This window comes from Nonomuraea sp. K271 (assembly GCF_009908215.1).
GTDB classification, from domain to species: domain Bacteria; phylum Actinomycetota; class Actinomycetes; order Streptosporangiales; family Streptosporangiaceae; genus Nonomuraea; species Nonomuraea longispora.
In genome coordinates this window covers 1-3277 of sequence record NZ_JAAAHR010000328.1, presented here as the reverse complement: position 1 = coordinate 3277, position 3277 = coordinate 1, and the positions used below count along the sequence as shown (strand labels likewise).

Below are 3277 nucleotides of genomic sequence, written 5' to 3'. Positions count from 1 at the left end.
GGCGAGGAGGCGGGCCGGGTCGGGGGCGCCGACGGTGACGTCACCGGGATCGAGCCCGGCCACGTCGGCGGGGCCGGGCATCCGGCTGCCGGGCATGCGTACCGCCGCGGCACCCCAGGCCAGCGCCTGGGCCAGCGCGCCGGGGCCGCGCCCGCCGCCGGCGAGGAACCCGGCCAGCATGGCGTCGCCCGCGCCGACGGAACTGCGCGGTTCGGTGACGGGAGCCTCGCCGTACCAGCTGCCGTCCGGCTCGACCAGGACGGCGCCGTCGGCGCCCAGGCTGGCCAGCACCGCCCGCGCGCCCGCCGCGCGCAACATGCCCGCCGCCTCCACGACGTCGCCCACGCAGCGGATGGGCATGCCGGTGGCGGCCGACAACTCCTCGGCGTTCGGCTTCACCAGGGCGGGCGCCGCGTCGAGCGCGCGGGACAGCGCAGGGCCGCTGGTGTCGACCGCCACGTGGATGCCCGCCCCGGCGAACCGGCGGCACAACGTCGCGTACACGTCGGCGGGGACCTCGGGCGGAAGGCTCCCCGAGGCGACCACCCAGTCGGCCCCCTGGACGCCGGAATGAGCCGCCTTCAGCACGGCGTCGGCGATCGTGTCGAGTTCGTCCTGCGCGAGGGCCGTGCCCGGTTCGTTGATCTTCGTTACCGTGCCGTCGGGTTCGGCAAGGGTGACGTTCGACCTGGTCGGGCCCGCGACGGGGACGGTGATCATGTCGAGTCCCTCCGCTGCGAGCAGCCGTACGAGCTGCCTGCCCTCGTCGCCGCCGAACGGCACCACCGCGCGCGAGGCGACCGCGTTGGCCAGCAGCGCGCGCGAGACGTTCACACCCTTGCCGCCGGGGTCGAGGTGGGCGGCGGCGGCGCGGATGACCGCGCCCCTGTCCAGGGCGGAGATCTCGATCGTGCGGTCGAGGCTGGGATTGAGCGTCAGGGTGAGGATCACGCCCGGATCACCTCCGGGCCCGCCGCGGCCAGGTCGGCGGCCAGCGCGACGTCCAGGCCCGTGTCGGTGATCAGCACGTCGATCTCGCTCAGCTCGGCGAACGTGGCCAGGTAGGTGTTGGTGAACTTCGTGTGGTCGGCCAGCAGGACGCTGCGCTGCGCGGCCTTGACCATGGCCCTCTTGATCGCCGCCTCGGCCGGGTCGGGCGTGGTCAGCCCCCTGCTCAGGGAGCAGCCGTTGGTGGCCATGAAGGCCACGTCGACGTTGAGGTGGGCCAGCGGGCGCAGCGCCCAGTCGTCGACCGTGGCCAGCGTCTTGCCGCGCAGCCGGCCGCCCAGCATGATCACGTGCAGGTTGGCGCGGGCCGCCAGGGCGGTGGCCAGCGGCGGTGAGTTCACCACCACGGTGAGCTCCCGGTCGGCGGGCAGCACCTGGACCAGCCGTCCCGTGGTGGTGCCCGCGTCGATGATCACGGAACCGTCGTCGGGGAGCTCGGCGAGCGCCGCCTTGGCGATGCGCTCCTTCTCGCCCGTCATCACCTCGTCACGGGTGGCCAGCGCGGGCTCGAACCCCAAGCGTTCCACGGGGATCGCGCCCCCGTGAACCCGGCGCAGCACACCCGCCCGCTCCAGCGACGTCAGATCGCGGCGGATCGTCTCGGTGGTGACGTCGAGCTCGGCGGCCAGCGTCACCACGTCGACGCGGCCCGCGGACCGCGCTCTCCGCAGGATCTCCTGCTGCCGCTCCTCGGCGTACATGATGTTGATTCACCGCCGTTTCGGGTTGGTTTCATCTGTGTTTATACCCGTTTATTTGCGCGGTCAAGGGCATACCTGCGGAATCTGGTAGTTGTAGGCACGTGCGAATCAAGCCCCTTGCCGCCGTGCCCGTCGTCCTCGCCGCCGCGCTCGCCGCCGTCCCCGCTCACGCGGAGTCGGCCAAGCCGCCCACCGTCCCCGTCGGCACCACGGCCGCATGGCTGGTCTTCGACCGGCAGGCGGGCAAGTTCGTGGCCACGCGAAACGCGCACAGGAAGTACCGCTCGGCCTCCATCGTCAAGATCATGATCGCGATCGACTACCTGGAACGGCGCAAGAACGTTCCCGCCGCCGACGCCAAGCTGCTCAGGACCATGCTGCGATCCAGCGACGACGACGCGGCCTCGACGTTCTGGGAGCGTGGAGGCCAAGGAAAGATCATCGTCAGGACGGCCCGCAAACTCGGCCTGGCCGACACCACGCCGCCGCCCGCCTCCAAGCCCGGCTTCTGGGGCTATGTCTCGCTCAGCGCGTACGACATCGTGCGCACCTACCGCTACCTGTTCGACCGGGCCGACCCCAAGGTCAGGGACCTGATCCTCGGCCATCTGCGCAAGGCCACGCCGTGCGGGGCCGACGGCTTCGACCAGACCTTCGGCATCCCCGACGCGATCCCCCGCCCGTGGGCGGTCAAGCAGGGCTGGTCGGGGTTCGGCACCACGCCACCCAGCGCGTGCAAGGAGGCCAAGGCCGTCGGCGCGCCCATCTCGTGGGTGGCGCAGCGGGCAACCGGCTCGGGCGTGCCCGACTACGGCCGCCCGGTGCTGCACACGACCGGCCTGGCCGGCCAGGGCGACCGGTACGTCATGGCCGTGCTCACCGCGCATCCGGTGGGCGGCACGTGGAGCGGCTCGGTCAAGCGCATCACCAAGCTGACCCGCGACCTCTACCGCAGCGTCGCCGGCTGACGCCCACGTTCCCCGCTGGACGGGAGTGCCTCACCGGCTGCGGCCGGTGTTGCCCCGCGGGGCGGGCAGGCCGGTAGAGTCGGCCCGATGACGAAGCATGCGATCACCCCGCAGGCCGGCATACTCGGAGACACATTCGGCTGCGCCTGCGGAGTGGCCCTGGCCGGCCGGATGCCGGCCGAGCTCCACGCCGCCGAGAACGGACTGTGCTCGGCGTGCCTCGGATCGGCTGAGGAAGAACTGACGGCCGGGATGACGCGCGGGTGCCCGTCGTGCGCAGGCACCGGCCGCCGCAGGGAACAGGTCACCTGGCAACTGGCCCACGCCGAGGCCGAGCACCTGATCACGATGACCATCGTGCGGGGCATCGTGGCGGGCTTCGACGGGCCGTTCCGCCTGTCGGAGATCGCCGACACGGTGAGGACCGGTCTCGGGCTGACGGCCGGGCGGCTGCCCGTCGGGCCGCGGGTGCGCGACCTGCTGCTGCAACTGCAGGCCGCGGGTGAGATCACCATGTTGTCGGCGCCCGACGAGCTCATCGGCACCGACATGGTCCTCTACCGCGACCCCCAGTGGCAGCGCGCCAGAACCCTCGGCATC

4 protein-coding genes are annotated in these 3277 nt (G+C 72.3%); 2 read left to right on the top strand and 2 right to left on the bottom strand.

All coding sequences use genetic code 11. From position 1 onward, the window contains the following. Positions 1-951: 1-phosphofructokinase (gene pfkB / locus GUY59_RS46490; RefSeq protein ID WP_161715116.1), on the bottom strand; the 951-nt coding region annotated here is incomplete at its 3' end. Beyond that, on the bottom strand, positions 948-1709 hold the full coding sequence (locus tag GUY59_RS46485; protein WP_132333537.1) for a DeoR/GlpR family DNA-binding transcription regulator: 762 nt from the start codon (positions 1707-1709) through the stop codon (positions 948-950). The genes pfkB and GUY59_RS46485, both read right to left, overlap by 4 nt. Positions 1710-1810: 101 nt before the next feature. Between GUY59_RS46485 and GUY59_RS46480 the strand changes: the two genes are divergently transcribed. After that, positions 1811-2677, top strand: coding sequence for a hypothetical protein (locus tag GUY59_RS46480; RefSeq protein ID WP_138208742.1), 867 nt, complete (start codon positions 1811-1813; stop codon positions 2675-2677). A gap of 87 nt (positions 2678-2764) precedes the next feature. Next, positions 2765-3277: hypothetical protein (locus GUY59_RS46475; protein ID WP_161715115.1), on the top strand; the 513-nt coding region annotated here is incomplete at its 3' end.